17 protein-coding genes and 5 tRNA genes are annotated in these 18,387 nt (G+C 62.5%); 8 read left to right on the top strand and 14 right to left on the bottom strand.

What is annotated here, in order from left to right; translation table 11 throughout:
- Positions 1-23: 23 nt before the first annotated feature.
- From ACWFVE_RS03105 to ccoN, 9 genes are all read right to left on the bottom strand, one after another.
- Positions 24-719, bottom strand: a complete 696-nt coding sequence (locus tag ACWFVE_RS03105; protein ID WP_447527832.1) for a sulfite exporter TauE/SafE family protein — start codon at positions 717-719, stop codon at positions 24-26.
- Positions 716-919: a cbb3-type cytochrome oxidase assembly protein CcoS gene (ccoS, locus tag ACWFVE_RS03110; protein WP_447527833.1), complete on the bottom strand. Its 204-nt coding sequence runs from the start codon at positions 917-919 to the stop codon at positions 716-718. The genes ACWFVE_RS03105 and ccoS overlap by 4 nt, the downstream gene beginning before the upstream one ends.
- Entirely contained in the window at positions 916-3,363 is a 2,448-nt protein-coding gene (locus ACWFVE_RS03115; protein WP_447527834.1) for a heavy metal translocating P-type ATPase, read from the bottom strand. The genes ccoS and ACWFVE_RS03115 overlap by 4 nt, the downstream gene beginning before the upstream one ends.
- Positions 3,360-3,872 (bottom strand): FixH family protein, encoded by a 513-nt coding sequence (locus ACWFVE_RS03120; RefSeq protein WP_447527835.1) that lies wholly within the window; start codon positions 3,870-3,872, stop codon positions 3,360-3,362. The genes ACWFVE_RS03115 and ACWFVE_RS03120 overlap by 4 nt, the downstream gene beginning before the upstream one ends.
- A 4-nt stretch (positions 3,873-3,876) precedes the next feature.
- Positions 3,877-5,271, bottom strand: a complete 1,395-nt coding sequence (gene ccoG / locus ACWFVE_RS03125; protein WP_447527836.1) for a cytochrome c oxidase accessory protein CcoG — start codon at positions 5,269-5,271, stop codon at positions 3,877-3,879.
- 118 nt (positions 5,272-5,389) lie between these two features.
- Positions 5,390-6,337, bottom strand: a complete 948-nt coding sequence (gene ccoP, locus ACWFVE_RS03130; RefSeq protein WP_447527837.1) for a cytochrome-c oxidase, cbb3-type subunit III — start codon at positions 6,335-6,337, stop codon at positions 5,390-5,392.
- Entirely contained in the window at positions 6,334-6,516 is a 183-nt protein-coding gene (locus ACWFVE_RS03135) for a cbb3-type cytochrome oxidase subunit 3 (protein ID WP_447527838.1), read from the bottom strand. The genes ccoP and ACWFVE_RS03135 overlap by 4 nt, the downstream gene beginning before the upstream one ends.
- Positions 6,517-7,125 (bottom strand): cytochrome-c oxidase, cbb3-type subunit II, encoded by a 609-nt coding sequence (gene ccoO, locus ACWFVE_RS03140; RefSeq protein ID WP_447527839.1) that lies wholly within the window; start codon positions 7,123-7,125, stop codon positions 6,517-6,519.
- On the bottom strand, positions 7,115-8,587 hold the full coding sequence (gene ccoN / locus ACWFVE_RS03145; protein ID WP_447530494.1) for a cytochrome-c oxidase, cbb3-type subunit I: 1,473 nt from the start codon (positions 8,585-8,587) through the stop codon (positions 7,115-7,117). Before ccoN ends, ccoO begins: the two co-directional genes overlap by 11 nt.
- Before the next feature lie 299 nt (positions 8,588-8,886).
- On the opposite strand from ccoN, the gene ACWFVE_RS03150 reads away from it, so the two are divergent.
- From ACWFVE_RS03150 to ACWFVE_RS03170, 5 genes are all read left to right on the top strand, one after another.
- Positions 8,887-8,962, top strand: a tRNA-Val gene (locus ACWFVE_RS03150).
- Positions 8,963-9,009: 47 nt separating this feature from the next.
- Positions 9,010-9,086 (top strand) — tRNA-Asp (locus ACWFVE_RS03155).
- Positions 9,087-9,120: 34 nt separating this feature from the next.
- Positions 9,121-9,197 (top strand) — tRNA-Asp (locus ACWFVE_RS03160).
- A gap of 55 nt (positions 9,198-9,252) precedes the next feature.
- Positions 9,253-9,328: transfer RNA gene (locus tag ACWFVE_RS03165), tRNA-Val, on the top strand.
- A gap of 44 nt (positions 9,329-9,372) precedes the next feature.
- Positions 9,373-9,449, top strand: a tRNA-Asp gene (locus tag ACWFVE_RS03170).
- A gap of 129 nt (positions 9,450-9,578) precedes the next feature.
- Here the strand turns inward: ACWFVE_RS03170 and ACWFVE_RS03175 are convergent.
- From ACWFVE_RS03175 to glcD, 4 genes are read right to left on the bottom strand one after another with little or no spacing between them, the layout of a single operon-like run.
- Positions 9,579-9,980 (bottom strand): heme-binding protein, encoded by a 402-nt coding sequence (locus tag ACWFVE_RS03175; RefSeq protein ID WP_447527840.1) that lies wholly within the window; start codon positions 9,978-9,980, stop codon positions 9,579-9,581.
- Positions 9,981-10,036: 56 nt separating this feature from the next.
- On the bottom strand, positions 10,037-11,266 hold the full coding sequence (glcF, locus tag ACWFVE_RS03180) for a glycolate oxidase subunit GlcF (RefSeq protein ID WP_447527841.1): 1,230 nt from the start codon (positions 11,264-11,266) through the stop codon (positions 10,037-10,039).
- A gap of 11 nt (positions 11,267-11,277) precedes the next feature.
- Entirely contained in the window at positions 11,278-12,372 is a 1,095-nt protein-coding gene (gene glcE / locus ACWFVE_RS03185; RefSeq protein WP_447527842.1) for a glycolate oxidase subunit GlcE, read from the bottom strand.
- 33 nt (positions 12,373-12,405) lie between these two features.
- Positions 12,406-13,905 carry a glycolate oxidase subunit GlcD gene (gene glcD / locus ACWFVE_RS03190; RefSeq protein WP_447527843.1) on the bottom strand — a complete coding sequence of 500 codons (1,500 nt, stop codon included), beginning with the start codon at positions 13,903-13,905 and terminating at the stop codon, positions 12,406-12,408.
- Between the two features lie 184 nt (positions 13,906-14,089).
- Here glcD and glcC point away from each other — a divergent pair, with 184 nt between their 5' ends.
- Both glcC and ACWFVE_RS03200 read left to right on the top strand, forming a co-directional pair.
- A complete protein-coding gene (glcC, locus tag ACWFVE_RS03195) occupies positions 14,090-14,830 on the top strand; it encodes a transcriptional regulator GlcC (RefSeq protein WP_447530495.1) in 741 nt (246 codons plus the stop codon).
- A 100-nt stretch (positions 14,831-14,930) separates the two neighbouring features.
- Entirely contained in the window at positions 14,931-15,455 is a 525-nt protein-coding gene (locus ACWFVE_RS03200; protein WP_447527844.1) for a gamma carbonic anhydrase family protein, read from the top strand.
- A 93-nt stretch (positions 15,456-15,548) separates the two neighbouring features.
- On the opposite strand, the gene ACWFVE_RS03205 is transcribed toward ACWFVE_RS03200, so the two are convergent.
- Complete coding sequence (locus tag ACWFVE_RS03205) at positions 15,549-17,240, bottom strand: L-lactate permease (protein WP_447527845.1); 1,692 nt, start codon at positions 17,238-17,240, stop codon at positions 15,549-15,551.
- A gap of 347 nt (positions 17,241-17,587) precedes the next feature.
- On the opposite strand from ACWFVE_RS03205, the gene ACWFVE_RS03210 reads away from it, so the two are divergent.
- The gene (locus ACWFVE_RS03210; protein ID WP_447527846.1) at positions 17,588-18,280 is read left to right on the top strand and encodes a glutathione S-transferase N-terminal domain-containing protein; all 693 of its coding nucleotides are present in this window, start codon (positions 17,588-17,590) and stop codon (positions 18,278-18,280) included.
- Positions 18,281-18,387: the final 107 nt, after the last annotated feature.

Here is an 18,387-nt window from a genome sequence, read left to right on the forward strand (position 1 = left end):
GCTGAGTCAAGAAAGCCCGCCGCTTAATGCCCCGCGTGGGGTAAAAGCGCCCACAGCTGGTAAAGCGCAAAGCCGATGATGAGAAGCGCCGCGACGACGCGGGTGGCCGGGTGGCGGATTAGCCCGGCAAGCGTGCGGGCGGCAAAGCCGGTGGCCAAAAGCGCGGGCAGCGTGCCCAGGCCGAACGCGCCCATGAGCAGCGCGCCCTGAGCGGGGCTGGCGCTGGCCATGCTCCAGGCAAGCATCGAATAGACCAGCCCGCAGGGCAGCCAGCCCCAAAGCGCCCCCAGCGCAAAGGCCTGGGGCAAGTGAACCACCGGCATCAGGCGCCGGCCCACTGGCTCGATATGACGCCAAAGCCTGCGTCCCAGCGCCTCGAGCGCTAACAGCCCCTTCCACCAGTTGGCGATATAGAGCGCCATCAAAATCAGCATCACTGCGGCAAATACCTGAAGCGTCAGCCGGGCGGCAGGTGCGAGGGAGACTAGCGTGCCAAGCCCTGCCACCAAGGCGCCGGCCAGCATATAGCTCGATACGCGCCCCAGGTTGTAGCCAAGCAACAGCCCGGTCATGCGCGCGGGGCTTCGCATGCTGGGCGGCACCGCAAAGGCCAGCGCGCTCATGATGCCGCCGCACATGCCGATGCAGTGCGCCCCGCCAAGCAGGCCGAATACCAGCGCGGCGGCAAGCGGCGGTAAGTCCATGCCGGTGGGGTTCATGGCGGTGGCTCTTTGGAGGATGGGGGCTTGTCACCGGCGCGGCGCTTTGCCGGCGGGGGCGGGTCGTCATCGAACAAAATGCGATGAGCGGGGCCGTCCAGATCGTCGAACTGGTCGTTTTTGACCGCCCAGAAAAACGCCCATACGGCCATGGCGAGCAGCGTGAGCGAGAGCGGAATCAGCAGGTAGAGAATCGTCATGCGCGCACCTCTTGGGGAGGCGTCTCTTGGGAAGGCGTCGTGTGTGCGTCGACCCGCGCGCGAGCGTTCAGGCGCAGCGCGTTGCAAACCACCACCAACGAGCTCAGCGACATGCCAAGCGCGGCAAGCCAGGGCGGCACCAGGCCCAGGGCGGCCAGCGGTAGCGCCAGGGCGTTGTAGCCCACCGACCACGCCATGTTTTGGCGCATCACCCGCCGGGTGGCGCGGGCAATGGTCAGGGCCTCGCCAATGCGGGTCAGGCGTGGGCTCAATAGCAGCGCATCCGCGCGGCTGCGCGCCAGGTCCGTTGCGCCATTCATCGCCAGGGCGACATCCGCACCGGCCAGTACCGGCACGTCATTGATGCCGTCACCGACCATCAAAACCCGCTCGCCGCCGGCCTGTAAAGCGCGCAGCCGCGTAAGCTTGGCCTCGGGCGAGGCCTGGGCCTGCCAAATCGGGATGCCAAGCGCGGTGGCCAGGTGCTCCACCGCCTCCGGCGTGTCGCCGGACAAAAGCTCGACCCCCACCCCGAGCGCCTTTAGCCGGGCAATGGCCAGGGCGGCGTCGTCGCGCAGGGTATCTTCGAGTTGGAACCAGGCCTTGGGAGCGTGCTCTTCGCTGAGCAACAGCCACTGGCCGGGGCCGGGAGGGGCGAGTTCGCGTCCTGCGGCAAATGCCGCCTGGCCAAGGCGCCAAGTGGTGGCGCCGAGCGTGGCGGTTAGCCCACGGCCCGTCTCGCGGACGACATTTTCCGCGCTTGTTTCTACATCCCTGAAAGGGCGAAACGCCGAGGCGATGGGGTGCTCGGAGTGGGCCTCGATGGCGGCGGCGATGCGCCGGGCCTGGTGGCCGGTCAGGGTGTCGTCCACTGGCTGGGTAGCGCTTAGGCGCATCTCGCCTTGGGTCAGCGTGCCGGTTTTATCGAACACCACGCGGGTCACCGTGGCAAGTGTTTCCAGCGCGTCGGCCCGGGTGATCAGCACGCCGCGCTTACCCAGATGGCCGTGGCCGGCGGCAAGCGCCGTAGGGGCGGCCAGCGCCAGCGCGCAGGGGCAGGTGACTACCAAAACCGACAGCGTCACCCAGAACGCCCGGCCGGGGTCGATCAACGTCCAGACGATGGCCACGCACACCGTGACCAGCAGCAGGCGCAGCACGAAGCGCTGGGCCATGGTCTCCGCCAGCCGGGCAAGCCGTGGGCGGCGCTCGAACGCGCGGTCGGTCAAATCCAGCACGTGGGAGATCGCCGCCGAGCTGCCGGCCCGGGTGACGCGCACCACCAGCGCGTTTTCCATGTTCTGGCTGCCCCCGGTGACCCGCTCGTTCAGCCGCCGGGTGACCGGCAGAAACTCGCCGGTGAGCATCGACTCGTCAAGGCTCGACTCGCCCTGTTCGATCACGCCGTCGGCGGGAACGGTGGTGCCGGGTTTTATCAGCACGCGGTCATCCGGGGCAAGATGGCTGGCGGGGACGATGCGCTCGGCGCCATCGGCTTCCAGGCGCACCGCCGAGGCGGGCAGCGCGCCGCTCAAGGCGTTGCCGCTTTGCCCGCCACGGCGCCGGGTGCGCGCCTCGATGTAGCGGCTAAACAGCAAAAAGAAGGTGAACATGGCGATGGAGTCGAAATAGACCTCGCCCTGGTGGAACACCACGGCAAAGGCGCTGGCCAGGTAGGCGCCACCCACGGCGAGCGCCACCGGTACCTCCATGGTGAGTCGGCGGTGTTGAAGCCCCGCGAGCGCCTGCTGAAAAAACGGCCAGGCCGAAAAAAACACCACCGGCGTCGTCAGCGCAAGCGACAGCCAATGAAAGAGCGCGAAGAAATCAGCGCCCAGCTCATCCGGGCCCGCCACGTACATGGGCACGGAGAACATCACCACCTGCATCATGCCCACCGCGGCGACGATCAGCCGCCGCACGGTCATACGTTCTTCGCGCTTCAGGCGCTTTTGCGCCCGGTCGGGCTCGAAGGGCATCGCCGCATACCCGATGGCGGCTAGTTCGGCAAAGATATGGGACGGTTTGAGCGTGTCCGGGTCCCAGCTCACCCGCAGGCGATGATCCGACAGATTCACCGCGCTTTGAGTAATGCCTTCCAGCGCGTTCAGGTGGTGCTCGATCAGCCAGGCGCAGGCCGCACAGGTAATATTTTCCACGGCCAGGGTCGCGCTAACGTCCGCTTCACGCGGGTGAACGAACTGCGCCTGCAGGTCCGGGTGGTCGAACGCCGACCAGGTTTGCGCCGCGGCCTGGTTGCTTTCCGGGCGGGCGGAGAGCTCGGTGCGGTAGCGGTAGTAGTTCTCGAGCCCGCCCTCGACGATGGCGTGCGCCACCGCCTCGCAGCCGGGGCAACAAAGTGGGTGCGTGGCACCGTCCAGCGTGATGGACCAGGGCGCACCGGCGGGCACCTGCGTGCCGCAGTGATAGCACGGTGGCGTCACGGTGCGCTCCTGGCGGGGGCCAGGGTGACGCCCGCGTTGGACGGCAGGGTGATCTCGCCGCTTAGCCGCCACTCGTCGGTCTCTTGCGGGGTGAGCGTTACGTACCAGCGGTGCTCGAGCCCTGCCGGGGCCTGGCCTAAGTAGCGCCCGCCGTGGCGGTGCGTCAGCGCTACGGTATGGTCACGGTTATCCTGAGTGGGAAATATCAGGTTGAGCGTCAACACCTCCGGGCGCGCCTGGCCTCTCAGGTCGAGCACCACCTCCTGGGTGAGCGAGTCGATACGCAGCCCGGCTTCAAGATTCAGCGCCTCGGCGCGCTCCGCTTTGGCGAGCACCGCGTTGATCGCTTTGCCGTGCTCGAAGTAATCCTCCTGGACCACCATACCGTCGAAGGTCTTGACCGCCACCACCGCAAAGCCAACGCTCACCAGCATCGAAGAGAGCAGCAGGGTGATCAAAAACCAGGGCCAGAACTGGCGATACCAGGGCGACGGCGCAGGTTCCAACATGGGGCTATCTCCTCTCGCCGCTCAAAAAGCGGGTTTGCCGCTCGGCACGTATCGGCGCGTGCTCGGCTTCAAGGATGAAAGCGAGCGGCTGGCTGGGGGTAAGCCCGGGGCCAGGGGCGCTCACATTGACCACTTGGGTGCGCGAGGCCCCAGCGGGCACCCTTAAGCTTCGGGTGTCGAGCTGCGCGTCGGCCACACCCTCGACGCTTAGCCGGTAGGTATGGGCCTGGCGGTCGCGGTTGCGCACGGTCAGCCGGTAGACGTTTTGGATGTCGCCGCTGGCGGTGGTGGTATAAAGCGAAGCCCGAGGGCGCTCGGCCTCGAAGCTTACCGGCACGCGCTGGCCAAGGGCAAAGCCAAGTGCGGCCAGCGCCACGGTTAACGCCGCCAGGTAGCCTAAAAATCTTAACCGGTAGCGCGAAGAGGGGCGCCCTTCCAGGCGGTTTTGGGTGGTGTAGCGGATCAAACCGTGGGGTTTTTCGAGACGGTCCATCACCGTGTTACAGGCGTCCACGCAGGCGGCGCACTGGATACAGGCGTACTGCAGCCCGTCGCGAATATCGATACCGGTGGGACAAACCTGCACGCAAAGCGAGCAGTCGATGCAGTCGCCGCCGGTGCTTGGGGCGTTCGAGGCCTTTCGCCCCCGGGGCTCGCCACGGCGGGCGTCGTAAGCCACGGTGAGCGTGTCGCGGTCGAACATTACCGACTGAAAGCGCGCGTAGGGGCACATGTAAAGACACACCTGCTCGCGTAGCCAGCCGGCGTTGAGATAGGTGAAAAAGCCAAAAAAGCCCACCCAGAACAGCGCCCAGCCGTGGGCCTGGAGCGTGGCAAGTTCCGCGACCAGCGCTTGGACGGGCGTAAAGTAGCCGACGACCGTGACGGCGGTGACCAACGCCATCGCCACCCAAAGGACGTGTTTGACTGCCTTGCGCGCGAAATGGCCTTTTGGGCGGGTGCGGTCGCGGCGGATACGCCGGTGACGCGACCCCTCCAGGCGGTGTTCGACCCACATGAACGCAAAGGTCCACACGCTTTGCGGGCAGGTGTAGCCGCACCACACTCTGCCGGCTAGCGCGGTGATAAAGAAAAGCCCGAAAGCGGCGGCGATGAACAAAAGTGCCAGCAGGATGAATTCCTGGGGGTAGAACGTCGTAGAGAGCAGATGAAATTCCCGCCCCGGGATATCGAGCCAGATGGCCGGGCGCCCCTGCACCTCGACCCAGGGCAGCAGGAAAAAAACCAGCATCAGCAGGGTATTGAGCCCGCGGCGAAGTGCCTGGAAAAACCCTTTGCTTTCGCGCACGTAAAGGCGGCCGTGCTGGCTTTGCGGCGCTTTGGTCGTCGGTGGTTTCTCGGCGCGAGGGGTTATGTCCTGGGCGGGTATCGGCTGCATCGAACTCCGGCCTTATCGGCGGTGGCGCAAAAGCGTAGGGCCATGATAGCAATAATCGCGGCCAGATTAGATGGCCTGGGTTAGGTGGGCGCCAAGTGATGGTGCGGCAAATGCGCGCCTACTCGCGCTGAGTGGCGCTAAAGCGCAGGCTGTAGACGTAGGCGGCCACCAGGTGAATGCGCTCCTCGTTAATGAACGGCGCTTGGGGCGGCATTTGGCCGGTTCGGCCTTCGTTCAGGGTCTGGCGGATCGCCTGGGCCACGCTTTGGCCGGGCGCCTGGTGCAGCCAGATGTCGTTGGTCAAGTTCGGCGCTCCCAGGGCCTGGTTGCCGGTGCCGTCTGCACCGTGGCAGGCCACGCAAAAACGGGCATAGCTTTGTTCGCCGCGTTCGGCCTGGGGGCTTTCGTGTTCGCGGCCGGCCAGGGCGAGCACGTGTTGGGTAAGGTCTTCGAGGGTCTCGTCGCCCAGCTGCGCCCAGGCCGGCATCACCCCGCGCCGGCCTTCGCTAATCGTCGTTACCAGCGTCTGTGGGTCGCCGCCGTAAAGCCAATCGTCGTTGGTCAGGTTGGGAAAGCCATCGCCGCCCTGGGCGTTAACGCCGTGGCACATGGCGCAGTTGTTCATGAACAGGCGCTCGGCGATCTGCATGGCCTCAAAATCCTCGGCGAGCTCGGGGATCGGGACTTCGTGGTACTGGGCGAAAATAGGCCCGAAGCGCGCCTCGGCGGCGGCCACTTCCTCTTCCCACTGATCTTCCTGGGACCAGCCGAGCAGCCCTCTAAAGTTGCCAAGCCCCGGGTAGAGCGCGAGATACCCCAGCGCGAACACCACCGTGGCCGCGAACAGGTAGAACCACCACTTGGGGGTGGGGTTGTCGTACTCTTCGATGCCGTCGACCTCGTGGCCGGTGGTCTTGCGCTGCGCCTCGCCGTCAGCGCCCGGCGGGCCACCGTGGCCGACATTGGCCGCCACGATCCAGACCACCAGCGCCAGGGTGATCAGCGTGAGCGCGATGATCCAGGCGCTCCAGAAGCCGGGCAAGGCGTTATCCCACAAATCGCTCATGGGCGATCCTCGCGCTCGTCTTCGCGGGGCCTTGCGCTTTCGTCGTCGTCGGCGAAGGGAAGGTGGGCGGCTTCGCTGAAATCGTCGCGGCGGCGTTTTGAGTATGCCCACACCACGATGCCGATAAAGGCGATGATGAGAAACAGGGTGATGAGCCCGCGAAAGGTGCCGGTATCCATTTAGCGTGCCCCCTCGAGTACCGTGCCGAGCTGCTGCAGGTAGGCGATGAGCGCGGTGATTTCCGGGGTGCCCTCGACCTGCTCCTGGGCGCTTTCGATCTCTTCATCCGAGTAGGGCACGCCCAGGCGCTGCAAGGCACGCATCTTGGCGGGCGTGGCCTGGCCGTCGAGCTCGCGCTCGAAAAGCCAAGGGTAGGCGGGCATGATCGACTCTGGCACGACGTCGCGCGGGTCGTACATGTGCCGACGGTGCCAGGCGTCGGTGTAGCGCCCGCCGACCCGGGCAAGGTCCGGCCCGGTGCGCTTGGACCCCCACAAAAAATTGTGCTCGTACAGACCTTCGCCGGCCACGTTGTAGTGACCGTAACGTTCGGTTTCGGCGCGAAACGGGCGAATCATCTGGGAGTGGCAGCCCACGCAACCTTCGCGGCGGTAAATATCGCGCCCCTCGAGCTCCAAAGCGGTCAGTGGGCGAAGTCCCTCCACGGGCTCAGTGGTATCTTTTTGAAAGAACAGCGGCACGATCTCGGCAAGCCCGCCGAAGCTGATCGCCACGAGTATCAATACGCCCAAAAGCCCGGCGTTTTTCTCGACCAGTTCATGCTTCATGGCGGCCGCCCTCCAGCGCTACCGTGCGCGGTGCGGGCGCCGAGGTTTGGCGGTACTTCACCGTCATGTAGACGTTGAACGCCATCACCAGCATGCCCGTCAAAAAGAACAGCCCCCCCAGCATGCGCACCACATAGCCTGGGTGGCTCGCCTCGACGGCGTCGACAAAGCGATACATCAATGTGCCGTCGGCGTTGATCGCGCGCCACATCAGCCCCTGGATCACCCCGTTGACCCACATGGCGGTGATGTAGAGCACCGTACCGATGGTCGCTAGCCAAAAGTGCAGCGCGATCAGCCCCACCGAGTGCATCTGGGTGCGGCCGTAAAGGCGCGGTATCATGTGATAAAGCGAGCCGAAGGTGATCATCGCCACCCAGCCAAGAGCGCCTGCGTGGACGTGGCCGATGGTCCAGTCGGTGTAGTGGGAGAAGGCGTTGACGGTCTTGATCGCCATCATCGGGCCCTCGAAGGTCGCCATACCGTAGAAGGTGAGCGCGACCACCAAAAAGCGCAGGATCGGGTCGGTACGCAGCTTATGCCAGGCGCCGGAGAGCGTCATGATGCCGTTGATCATGCCCCCCCAGGAGGGTACCAGCAGGATGATCGACATCACCATGCCAAGCGACTGTGCCCAGTTGGGCAGGGCGGTGTAGTGAAGATGGTGCGGCCCGGCCCACATGTAGATCATGATCAGCGCCCAGAAATGGACGATCGAGAGCCGGTAGGAGTAAATCGGCCGCTCGGCCTGCTTGGGCACGAAGTAGTACATCATGCCCAGAAAGCCTGCCGTCAGGAAAAAGCCCACGGCGTTGTGGCCGTACCACCACTGCACCATGGCATCCACGGCCCCCGCGTAAAGCGAGGTGGAGTACATCGGCGTGACCGGAAGGGCTGCGTTATTGACGATATGCAGCACGGCGATGGTGAGAATGAACGCCGCATAAAACCAGTTGGCGACATAAATATGCGAGGTGTTGCGCCGCTTCAGGGTCATCAAAAAGACCACCGCGTAGCTCACCCATACCACCGCCAGCAGGATATTGATCGGCCATTCGAGCTCGGCGTACTCCTTGGTGGTGGTGTAGCCCATCGGCAGCGACACGAGCGCAGCGACGATCACCGCCTGCCAGCCCCAGAAGGTGAACGCCGCCAGTCGGTCGCTATAAAGCCGGGTCTGGCAGGTGCGCTGGACCACATAGTACGAGGTGGCGAATAGCGCCGAGCCGCCGAAAGCAAAGATCACCAGGTTGGTGTGCAGCGGGCGAAGGCGGCCAAAGCTCGTCCAGGGCAGGCCCAGGTTGAGCTCGGGCCACACCAGCTGGGCGGCCAGCAAAAGGCCCACCGCCATGCCAACGATCCCCCAAACGACGGCCATCATCGCGAACTGACGCACGACCGTGTAGTTGTAAACAGAGTTATAAACCGAGTTGTAAACCGGGGCCGAGGGCGGTGGCGGCATTGTATGGGCGTCGCTTTGTGGGGCGCTTTGCATAATGGCTTTCCATGAAACGGGGAGGGCATGAAGCCCTGGGCGAGTCTAGCCTGGCGGCGCGTTAAGCTAAATAGCACGTGTGGTGAAAACCGCTGCTCGATTGTGACACTTTTGATTGACGAAGCGGGGGCAGTTGCGGCATTCTGCCTCGGCGCTCAAGGCAGGTGGTTCGGGCTCTAGCGGCAACACGTTAATTTGAATCAAAAATTCATTAGCGTATTGACACCAGACCGGAACCCTGTAGAATGCAGCGCCACGTGACCAGCGGGTGGTTAGCTCAGTTGGAAGAGCACCAGCCTTACAAGCTGGGGGTCACTGGTTCGAACCCAGTACCACCCACCATTTTTTAATGGGTTGGACACGTTAGCAGTAAAAGTTGGTGTATCAGCGGACCGGTAGTTCAGTTGGTTAGAATGCCGGCCTGTCACGCCGGAGGTCGCGAGTTCGAGTCTCGTCCGGTCCGCCATCATCGCTTTTGTTGCCCTATGTTATCGTTATTCGGACCGGTAGTTCAGTTGGTTAGAATGCCGGCCTGTCACGCCGGAGGTCGCGAGTTCGAGTCTCGTCCGGTCCGCCATCGATAACAGTCGCGGTAGATAGAAAGTGATTGAACGTTTTCGACGTTAGATCATGGGTGGTTAGCTCAGTTGGAAGAGCACCAGCCTTACAAGCTGGGGGTCACTGGTTCGAACCCAGTACCACCCACCATTTAAAAGCGCCTCTGAACCGCGATTAAATGGTTGTTTCAAAGTGGACCGGTAGTTCAGTCGGTTAGAATGCCGGCCTGTCACGCCGGAGGTCGCGAGTTCGAGTCTCGTCCGGTCCGCCATCAAGTTTCCTTCCTGCTTTATCCTTTTCTTTGCTTCTCCGCGCCACCGCGCACTCTCAGCCTGTTTACGCTTCACACATAAAAAAAACCCCGAGCCATTGCCCAGGGTCGTTTTTGCGTGCCTGACGTTTAGCCGATCGCGGCGACACCGGCCTTGGCGACCTGCGCGTCCTGGTCCGGCTTCACGCCGGAAACGCCCACCGAGCCTACAACCTGGCCGTCGATGATGATCGGGACGCCGCCGGTCAGCATGCCCTCGAGCGGGGCGGAGAGAAACGCCGTGCGGCCATTGTTGATCATCTCCTCGAAAACCTGGGTCTCTTTACGGCCAAGGGCGGCGCTGCGCGCTTTTTGCGTGGCGACCTCGGCGCTGAAGGGCGCGGCGCCGTCCAGACGGCGAAGGCCCAATAAGTAGCCGCCGTCGTCGGCGACTGCAATGGTCACCGACCACCCCTGGCGTTCGGCTTCCTTTTGCGCCGCGTCGAGGGCGGTGAGTACATCGGTCTGGCTCAAAATGGCTTTGGTTTGCATACTGTTTCCTTTTTGATGTTGTAAAAGTGCTTGGATTGCGCGGGGGTTAAAACGGGTCAGGTCAGCGCGGCATCGACGATTTCTACCCAGTGACGAACCGGTGTGCGGTTGGCGCCGGCCAGGTGCGTTTGACAGCCGATGTTAGCGGTGACGATCATCTCCGGGTCGCCGGCTTCCAGGGCGTTGAGCTTGTTGTCGCGAAGCTGCGTGGCAATTTCGGGCTGGGTGATCGAGTAGGTACCCGCGGAGCCGCAGCACAGGTGGCTATCCTGCACCGGTGTCAGCGTAAAGCCGAGCTTGGTCAGCACGCCTTCTACCGCGCCGTTGAGCTTTTGGGCGTGCTGCAGCGTACAGGGGCAGTGAAACGCCAGGCGTTTGTGCTCTTTCACGGCAAGTTTCTCCAGCGGCTCCTCGCGTAACACTTCGACGATGTCGCGGGCCAAAGCGCTTACGCGCTCGGCTTTGGCGGCGTACTGCGGATCGTGTTTGAGCATTTCACCATACTCCTTCACAAACGCCCCGCAGCCGCTGGCGGTTTGCACGATCGCCTCGACTCCTTGCTCCACGTGGGGCCACCAGGCGTCGATATTGGCGCGCATGCGTTGGCGTCCCGCCTCCTGGGCGTTCAGGTGAAAGTCGATCGCCCCGCAGCAACCCGCCTCGCTAACCGGCGTCAGGCCAATGCCCAGCCGATCCAGCAGCCGGGCGGTGGCGGCGTTGGTGTTGGGCGAAAGCCCCGGCTGCACGCAGCCTTCCAAAATCAGCATCTGCCGGGCGTGCTGAGTGGTCGGGCGTGTGCCCGCATCCACCGGGGGCGGCGGCATTTTGTCTCTGAGCGTAGCCGGCACCAGCGGCTTGAAGGTTTGACCGAGTTTCAAAAGCGCCTTGAAGCGTTTGGGCTCGACCATCATCTTGCGTAGCGCAAAGCGCGTGGCGCGTTGGCTTGCCGGTCGCGGCACCCGGCGCTCGATCTCCGCGCGGCCGATGTTCAAAAGCTTGTGATACTCCACCCCCGACGGGCAGGTGGTTTCACAGTTTTGACACGTCAGGCAGCGGTCCAGGTGAAGGCGCGTTTCTTCGGTCACCTGGGTATCGTCGTCGCGGCTCTCCAAAAGCTCCTTCATCAGGTAGATACGCCCACGCGGGCCGTCGCGCTCGTCGCCTAAAAGCTGGTAGGTCGGGCAGGTGGCGTTGCAAAAGCCGCAGTGTACGCAGGTGCGCAGAATGCGCTCGGCTTCCTGAATGTGCGGTTTCTGGCGGTCGGCATCGGTAAAGTGCGTTTGCATGAAAGCTCTCCTCAAAGCCCCGCGTAAAGCCGGCCCGGGTTGAAAATGCCGTAGGTATCGAGCTCGGCCTTGAGCTTCTTGTGATACTTCTCGACGACCGGGTCAAGCGGTGTAAAGGGCGATTCATCGCCCCCCTGGGCGTGGGGCGTAAAGCAGGTGGCGTGTCCGCCTTTGGCCTGGCACGCTTGGCGCAGCGCCTGGCCGTCCCGGGTTTTTACCCAGCGCTGGCAGCCCGCCCAGTCGTAAAAAACCTCGGCCTCGCCGGTATCCAGCGCCGCGGTATGCGCAGGGAGCGAGGCGCGCCAAAGCGTCTGGCCTGCTTCGAGAGTGAAGAAGTCGTGGCGGTGGTCGCGAAGGGCCGTCCAGAAATCACCCTCCAGGGTTTCGCCGCCCAGGCGCTCGCGGGTCGCCTTGACCGAGCTTTCCCCCCCTTCGAGGCGAATATAGAGCGCATTTTGATGCCACGCTGCGCCGGTGATCGGCAAGGGCTCGCGGCCGAGTGTGGAAAGCATCTCCAGCGCTTTTTCGATGCCCAGATCGTCAAGGCGCAGGCTGTGGCAGGCGCTGGGTTGGGGCAGCACCTTGAAAGAGATATCGGTCAGTACGCCTAGCGTGCCCTGGGCGCCGGTCATCAGCCGTGACACGTCGTAGCCGGCCACGTTTTTCATCACCTCACCGCCAAAGCGCAGCTGTTTGCCTTGCTGGGTGATCACGTGGCTGCCCAGTACGAAATCGCGCACCGCCCCCGCCCAGGGGCGTCGCGGGCCGGAAAGCCCGGTGGCCACGGCCCCGCCGATGGTGCTGGCCGGGCCAAAGCGCGGCGGCTCGAAGGGCAGCATCTGATGATGCTCGCCAAGCGCCGCTTCCAGGGCGTCGATACGCGTGCCCGCGCGCACGGTGACGACAAGCTCCACCGGGTCGTAGCTTACGATGCCGCTATGCTCGGCGAGGCTGAGTTCGATACCCTCTACCGGGCGCCCGTAAAAGCCGCGGGTGTCGCCGGCTTTAATGCGCAATGGCGCCCTGGTTTGGTAAGCGTTGGCGACCTGTTGGCAAAGCGCCTCGCTAATATCGCGATCAAAAGCCTGTACCGCTGGTTCTGTCATGGTCATTCCTTTATGTCGCAAACCGGACCGGCGTTAAAAACGCGGCAGCTCCGGGTGGGGCAACTCGTTGTTATGGACGTGCATCGCCCCGAATTCGGCACAGCGCGCAAGCGTGGGAATGTTCTTGCCCGGGTTGAGCAGGCGCTTTTCATCGAAGGCCGCCTTTACGGCGTGAAAAACGCTGATCTCATCCGCCTGGAACTGGCTGCACATCTGGTTGATCTTCTCACGGCCCACGCCGTGTTCGCCGGTGATCGACCCGCCGGCGGCCACGCAAAGCTCCAAAATCTTGCCGCCCACGTCCTCGGCGAGTTCGAGCTCGCCCTCCTTGTTGGCGTCGAACAGGATCAACGGGTGCATATTGCCGTCGCCGGCGTGAAACACGTTGGCCACGCGAAGGCCGCTCTCTTCGGAAAGTGCGGCAATACCCTTGAGCACCCGGGGCAGCTCACGACGGGGGATGGTACCGTCCATGCAGTAGTAGTCCGGCGACATACGCCCCACGGCAGGGAAGGCATTCTTGCGTCCGGCCCAGAAGTTGGCGCGCTCGATATCGTCCCGGGCTTGCTGTATATCCGTGGCGCCGGCCTTTTCAAGCACCCGGCGTACGGTCTCGCAGTCATCGTCCACATCGGCCTCGACACCGTCGAGCTCGCATAAGAGGATGGCCTCGGCCTCCAGCGGGTAGCCTGCTTTGACGAAGTCCTCGGCGGCCTGGATGGCGAGTTTGTCCATCATCTCGAGCCCGCCGGGAATGATGCCCGCGGCGATGATGTCACCCACCGCTTTGCCGGCTTTTTCCACGTCATCGAAGCTTGCCATCAACACCTTGGCGGTTTCCGGCCTGGGCAGAAGCTTCACGGTGATCTCGGTGACCACTCCAAGCATGCCTTCCGAGCCGTTCATCAGTGCGAGCAGATCAAACCCGGGGGCATCGAAGGCCTCCGAGCCCAATGTCATGTGCTCACCCTCGATGGTCAGCACGTCCACGCGCAGCACGTTGTGCACGGTCAGGCCGTACTTCAAACAGTGAACGCCGCCGGCGTTTTCCGCCACGTTGCCACCAATCGAGCAGGCGATCTGGGAGGAGGGGTCCGGGGCGTAGTAGAGACCATAGGGCGCGGCGGCTTCAGAAATCGCCAGGTTGCGTACCCCGGGCTGTACCCGGGCGATACGGGCGTCCGGGTCGACCTCGACGATTTTGTTGAAGCGCGACATCACCAGCAGCACGCCTTGCTCGAGCGGCAACGCCCCACCGGAGAGCCCGGTGCCCGCACCGCGGGTGACCACGGGCACACCCAGCGCGAAACAACACGTCAAAAGGCGTTCGACCTGCTCGAGGTTCTCGGGTAGCGCCACCAACATGGGCAGCACGCGGTACGCCGCCAGCCCGTCGCATTCGAAGGGGCGCAGGTCCTCTTCCCTGTGCAGAAGGGTTAGCGTGGGGGCCGCGTTTTGAAGCTCGCGCAGAACCTCGCTCTTGTCACGGTCAGCCAGCTCGCCGTCCAAGCGGGCGTCGTAGAGGATGTTCATATCCCCTCCTGTTTTTGTAATATCGATTTTTAAACGCGGCGTAGCGCCGCTGATATCGAATAATCTGGGCTTTTTTCGTGCAGGTGTCTAGCCTGTGGTGCAGTGGTCTGACCAGTTATTCGAGCCCGCCCTGGAGGAGACGCGCGTGAGCCAGATACCTTTTGAGACGCCGCTTGGGCGGCGCATGCCGGAGCAGGTAGCCGCGAAAATCGAGGCGCTGATTCTGGAGGGCGTGTTCCGCCCGGGCCAGCTGCTGCCCTCGGAGCGGCGCCTTTGTGAGCGCCTTGACGTCTCCCGCGCCTCGCTGCGCGAAGGCCTGCGCATTCTGCGCAGCAAGATGATCATCGAAACCCGTCAGGGGCGCGGGTCCGTGGTCGCCTCGCTGCTGCCCATGCCGCAGCAAGGCCCGCTCATGCATCTGTTTCGCGATCACCCGCGCACACTGTTCGATCTTTTGGAGGTGCGCGCGCTGCTGGAAGGCGAGTCCGCCTACCTGGCCGCTCGACGGGGCACCTCGATGGACCGGGTACTGATTACCCGCCGTTTCGAGGCAATGGCCGATTACGTCGCCAACGCTGAAGAAGTGGATGTCGAGAAGCTGGCACGCTTCGACCACGCCTTTCACCTCGCGGTCTCTCAGGCCTCGCACAATCCGGTGCTGGTGCATACGCTTCAGGGGTTGACCGATCTGCTGTTGAGCTCGGTATTCGCCTCGGTGAAGCACCTTTACCACCGCCCGGGCCCACGCGCGATGATCAACCACCAGCACGAGCAGCTCTTTCACGCGGTGGTGAAAGGCGACGCCGAACAGGCCAAGCGCATCGCCCTCGAGCATTTGAGCAGTATCACCGAGCTTTTACGTGAGCTCGACGCGGAAAACGAACGTCTCGAGCGCTCCTCGATGCGGCTGGAGGAGTGGCGTTAGTTCAAGGCTCAGGCGTTGGCGGTTTAACGAGCCAGGCGTTAGCCTGAACCTGCGCGACAGAACGAATAACTCAGCACACAACGAACAACAGGAGATCAACGTGGCCATTTATCAATTTGGCGAGGAGCGTCCGGAGATCGCCGACGATGTCTACATCGCCGACACCGCGGACGTGATAGGCAAGGTGACCCTCAAGGCGCGATCGAGCGTGTGGTATCAGGCGGTGCTGCGCGGTGATACCGAGCGCCTGGAAGTAGGCGAGGAGAGCAACATCCAGGACGGCGCGGTGCTCCACGCCGACCCCGGCTTTCCTCTGAAAGTGGGCAAGGGGGTCACCGTGGGCCATCAGGCGATGCTTCACGGCTGCACGGTGGAGGATGGCTGCTTGATCGGTATTCAGGCGGTGATCTTGAACGGCGCCGTGATCGGGGAGAACAGCCTGGTGGGGGCCTGCGCTTTCGTGAAAGAGGGCGCGGTGTTCCCACCTAACTCAATGATCGTCGGCTCCCCCGCGCGGGTGGTGAAGGAGCTACCCGAAGGCGCGGTAGAAGGGCTCAAGCTCAACGCCCAGAGCTATGTCGAGCGGGGGCAAGAGCACGCCAAAAAGCTCAAGCGAATCGACTAGCGAAGAAGTACTGGTTGTAAGGTCGCCCATAAAAAAACCACCCCGAGGGGTGGTTTTTTACGCGGTGAATGACGCGTTTGGAGGCGCCTGTCACTACATCAACATATCGGTCACGCCGAGGACGTAAAACGCGATCAGCGCGATGATACCCGTGAAAGTGATGTAGTAGATCGTCGGCAGGATCGTGATACGGATCGTCGCCCCCTCGCGGCCCAACAGGCCCACGGTGGCGGACGCCGCGACCACGTTGTGGATGGCGATCATGTTACCTGCCGCCGCACCCACGGCCTGGAGGGCTACCATCATGGCCGTGGAAAGCCCGAGGGTTTGGGCCACATTGAACTGAAACTCTGAAAGCATCAGGTTCGAGACGGTGTTGGAGCCGGCGATGAACGCCCCCAGGGCACCGACGGCCGGGGCAAAGAGCGGATAGATATCGCCCACGCCATTGGCGACGGCCTGAGCCATCATCACCGGCATGGAGACCAGATCCGCCTCGTTCACACCGGAGTTGATCAGGATACGCACCATCGGCACGGTGAATACCAGCACGAAGCCCGCGCCGAAAATGGTCTTGGTGGACTCCGACATGGCTGCTTTCAACTGACTGCCATTCATCTTGTGCAGGAAGTAGGTGATCAACACCACGGCGATGATGATGCCGCCGGGCAGGTAAAGGGGCTGCACGCCGCCGCTGACGCCGGTTTCACCCAGGATATTGGCCCAGTTCAGGTTGATGGAGGTCAGCGCGGCCTGCAGCGGCTCCACGGTGCGCGAGGCGACCAGGAAAACCGCCAACAGCACGTAGGGAACCCAGCCGCGGAAGGTGGACATGGGCGCCTGGCCCGCCACGTCATCGAGTTTGATCTGCAGTTTGCCGATCCACTCGTCCGGCCAGGACGTCGCCTCGGGGAAGTCCCAGGTATCCTTGGGCAGCAAAAAGCCTTTACGCGCTGCCGGCACCACGATGGCCAGACCCACCATCGCGCCGATCATGGAGGGGAATTCCGGGCCCAGGAAAACACCGACCAGCATATACGGGACCACGAAGGAGATACCGGTAAAAATCGCGAAGGGCGTGATCGACAGGCCCTCTTTCCAGGACTTGTTGGCGCCGAAGAAACGCACCATCACGGTCACCAGAATCAGCGGCATCAGAAGACCCACGATGCCGTGGGTGATGACGACTTCACTGGTGATCAGTTGAAAGAACACGTCCCAGGAGGAGCCGTTGGCGGCCAGGTCGGCGGTGATGCCGTTGCGATCGAGGCCGGTCCCCACGCCCACGATGATTGGTGTGCCTACCGCGCCAAAGGAAACCGGCGTGGATTGCAGCATCATACCCACGACCACGGCGGCCAGCGCCGGAAAGCCCAGAGCGACCAGCAGTGGCGCCGCCACGGCGGCGGGAGTACCAAAGCCCGAAGCGCCTTCGATAAAGCAGCCAAACAGCCACGCCACGATCAGCGCCTGCACGCGGCGGTCCGGGCTGATGCCGGAGAAGCCGTTACGAATGGCGGTGATGCCGCCGGAGTGTTTGAGCGTGTTGAGCAGTAAGATCGCCCCGAAGATGATCCACAAAAGCCCTGCGGTTTGGATCAGGCCTTGTAGGGTGGAGGCCGCCACGCGGTTAAAGGTCATGTCCCACGCGGTCAGACCGATAATGGCCGCCGTCAGGAAGACAATCGGCATGGCAATTTTGGCAGGTATTTTAAAACCCACCAGCAAAATACCCGCAAGCAGTAGCGGCATGAATGCCAGTAATGCAAGTATCGTATCACTCATGAAAAACGGCCCCTTGTTGTTAATCGGCTACGCTTTTTTAATCATTGACGCCCGGCGCTCTGACCGCCCGACGCTTTCACCTGCAAGATACGGACAGCTTAACGCCATGACTACATTGGAAAATTGGTCTTACCAATAGGCAGGTGATATCGTCGCTTTAAAAGAGCCAATCAAATTTTTTAACGTTTTGAATTTTAAATATTTTATGAGAGTTGAACGATTAAGCGATGACTCCCTCTCATTAGACTAATAGATAGGGGCAACCCCGCAGGCTGAAACTCGATGGCTTGCAGGGCGCGGGGCTCACGCCCATGCTGATTTTGTATTCCCATAAGTAGAGGTGACCGATGGATCGTATTGTTTATGACCTTTGTGGCCGCGACGAACGCCTGCGTTTTTCACCCTTTTGCTGGCGGGTGCACATGTCGATGGCCCATAAGGGCCTTGCGTATCGCACCGAACCCTGGCGCTTTCAGGAAAAGGAGAAAATCGCCTTCGCCAATCACGACAAAGTGCCGGTGCTGGTGGATGGCGAAACCGTAGTAACCGATAGCTTCGATATCATGCGCTATTTGGATAAGACCTACCCCGAATCGCCTATTCTGGGGGAAGGGCAGGACTACCAGCGCGCGCTCTTTTTCAAGCTTTTCGTGGAGCGCAGCGTCACCCCCGCGCTTTTTCGTATCGTAGTGATGGATCTGCTTGAGGCCATTCATCCGGACGATCGCGACTACTTCCGCGAAAAACGCGAAGCGAGCTTCAACATGCGTTTCGAAGAGCTACATGACCCCGAACAGGGTCGCGAGCAGCTTAAAAAAGCGCTGGTGCCGGTCAATGCAATGCTCGAAGAGAGCCCGTTTCTCGATGGCGAAGCGCCCAGCGGCGCCGACTATTTGCTGTTTGGCAGCATGATGTGGGCCCACGTGGCATCGAAGGAAGCGCTTTTTGAAAAAGACGCGCCGATAGCGGCCTGGTTTGAAAAAATGCTGGCGGTTCATGACGGTATAGCGGGCAAGGCGCCGACCGTACGCGACGTTTAAAGCCCACAAGCGGGGCTTTTAAAATTTTATGTTGCGCTGCACAAAAAGCACTGCTAGCTTTAGCAGAACAAGGCAATTGCTTTGCTATCGACCGCCAGTCTACAAGC

It is taken from the genome of Vreelandella mediterranea (assembly GCF_970647075.1).

Excerpts from the sequence above, each read along its gene's own strand:
- ACWFVE_RS03105 (WP_447527832.1), bottom strand. The coding sequence starts at position 719 with ATGAACCCCACCGGCATGGACTTACCGCCGCTTGCCGCCGCGCTGGTA.
- ccoS (WP_447527833.1), bottom strand. The coding sequence starts at position 919 with ATGACGATTCTCTACCTGCTGATTCCGCTCTCGCTCACGCTGCTCGCC.
- ACWFVE_RS03120 (WP_447527835.1), bottom strand. The coding sequence starts at position 3,872 with ATGTTGGAACCTGCGCCGTCGCCCTGGTATCGCCAGTTCTGGCCCTGG.
- ccoG (WP_447527836.1), bottom strand. The coding sequence starts at position 5,271 with ATGCAGCCGATACCCGCCCAGGACATAACCCCTCGCGCCGAGAAACCA.
- ccoP (WP_447527837.1), bottom strand. The coding sequence starts at position 6,337 with ATGAGCGATTTGTGGGATAACGCCTTGCCCGGCTTCTGGAGCGCCTGG.
- ACWFVE_RS03135 (WP_447527838.1), bottom strand. The coding sequence starts at position 6,516 with ATGGATACCGGCACCTTTCGCGGGCTCATCACCCTGTTTCTCATCATC.
- ccoO (WP_447527839.1), bottom strand. The coding sequence starts at position 7,125 with ATGAAGCATGAACTGGTCGAGAAAAACGCCGGGCTTTTGGGCGTATTG.
- ccoN (WP_447530494.1), bottom strand. The coding sequence starts at position 8,587 with ATGCCGCCACCGCCCTCGGCCCCGGTTTACAACTCGGTTTATAACTCT.
- ACWFVE_RS03175 (WP_447527840.1), bottom strand. The coding sequence starts at position 9,980 with ATGCAAACCAAAGCCATTTTGAGCCAGACCGATGTACTCACCGCCCTC.
- glcF (WP_447527841.1), bottom strand. The coding sequence starts at position 11,266 with ATGCAAACGCACTTTACCGATGCCGACCGCCAGAAACCGCACATTCAG.
- glcE (WP_447527842.1), bottom strand. The coding sequence starts at position 12,372 with ATGACAGAACCAGCGGTACAGGCTTTTGATCGCGATATTAGCGAGGCG.
- glcD (WP_447527843.1), bottom strand. The coding sequence starts at position 13,905 with ATGAACATCCTCTACGACGCCCGCTTGGACGGCGAGCTGGCTGACCGT.
- glcC (WP_447530495.1), top strand. The coding sequence starts at position 14,090 with ATGCCGGAGCAGGTAGCCGCGAAAATCGAGGCGCTGATTCTGGAGGGC.
- ACWFVE_RS03205 (WP_447527845.1), bottom strand. The coding sequence starts at position 17,240 with ATGAGTGATACGATACTTGCATTACTGGCATTCATGCCGCTACTGCTT.
- ACWFVE_RS03210 (WP_447527846.1), top strand. The coding sequence starts at position 17,588 with ATGGATCGTATTGTTTATGACCTTTGTGGCCGCGACGAACGCCTGCGT.